Genomic DNA, 1450 nt, shown 5'->3' on the forward strand with positions numbered 1-1450 from the left:
ATTGGTTTATGTATCAAAGAGACCTTAAGGTTGCCGAAGAAAAATTAAAAACATGGTTCACTGCTATCCTTGATTCGCCGGATGCATACAAATTATATAGGGCATTTAAAAAAAATGCTGTGAATATTAGAACTTAGCCGTGTAAACATATAAATCCTTTTATATCTCTTTTATTGTATGAACATACTTAATTTCAAAGATATTTTTGTGTCCCTGATTTATATAGGAATTATTATTTTCATTGCTTTTTATTTTAAATTTAAGAATATTCAGCAGAACTCCGCGTATAATTATTTTGTTATAGCAATTATTATAAAAATTTTAGCAGGAGTTATCTTTTGCCTGATTTATTCTATCTATTATCCAGGGGGAGATACTTCTTCTTATTTTAATGACACGGTTATTTATAATAAATTATTGTTTAAATCGCCGATACATTATTTTAAAATATTGACAGGCGACAATTCTATTGAGAACTATAATGCGTTAGTAAAATATTCCGGGATACCTTGGTTGGATAGTAAAGATTTTCCGGGATATTCTACGGTAAGATTTACCTGCATTTTTACATTATTCGGTTTTAATAGTTTTTGGGCTGCTACAATATTGTTAGCGGCAGTAAGTTTTATTCCTACCTGGAAATTTTATTTGTTGCTTTCGGAGAACTATCCGAGAATTAAACGGGAATTGGCTATAGCATGCTTGTTTATACCATCAGTATTATTCTGGGGTTCCGGCATATTAAAGGATACTTACACACATGCGGCAACGCTTGGAATTTTTTATTGTGCATATAGAATTTTTATCAACAACAAAAAAATTATATATTATAGTTTGTTATTACTTATTTTTATTTATATTCTTATATCTATAAAACCATATATATTTTTTCCTCTAGCTATTGCGTTGTTTATAGGTTATTGGTTATTTTTTTTCAATAAGATAAAGAGCCTTTTTATAAAAACTGTTGTGTTCCCGTTGCTGGTATTTTTTTTGATAATTACAGGAAATATTTTATTAAGTTTTTCTTTTAATATTGTTGGAGGAGAATATAAAGATATTAATTCAATTTTAAATAAGGCGGCATATACCCAGCAAGATTTAAAACAGACGGGGCAGAGTGCTTATGATATCGGGAAATTTGAAAAGTCTATACCCGGAATTATAAAAAAGTTTCCAAATGCAGTGGTCGCAGGATTAAACAGACCATTCTTATGGGAGGTGAAAAATCTCATGATGTTATTTTCAAGTTTAGAAAACCTGTGTATCCTGTTACTAATTGGTTTTGTTGTAGTATTTGTCGGGCCATTAAATAGGGTTTGCTCATTAAAATGATAACGACCTGAAAGTTATTAACATAACACATGTTTTTATTAACAATTTAATCCATAAGTGCATGGAAATATTATATTTGCTTTAAAAATACATGCACTATGATCACATATAATTC

The 1450-nt window shown here is 29.2% G+C and carries 1 protein-coding gene; it reads left to right on the plus strand.

Annotated elements, in window-relative coordinates; all coding sequences use genetic code 11:
• Positions 1-207: 207 nt before the first annotated feature.
• Positions 208-1335 carry a hypothetical protein gene (locus HY951_00400; GenBank protein ID MBI5538492.1) on the plus strand — a complete coding sequence of 376 codons (1128 nt, stop codon included), beginning with the start codon at positions 208-210 and terminating at the stop codon, positions 1333-1335.
• The last annotated feature ends 115 nt before the right edge of the window (positions 1336-1450 follow it).

The sequence above is a fragment of the Bacteroidia bacterium genome (assembly GCA_016218155.1).
In the GTDB taxonomy this organism is placed as follows: domain Bacteria; phylum Bacteroidota; class Bacteroidia; order Bacteroidales; family GWA2-32-17; genus GWA2-32-17.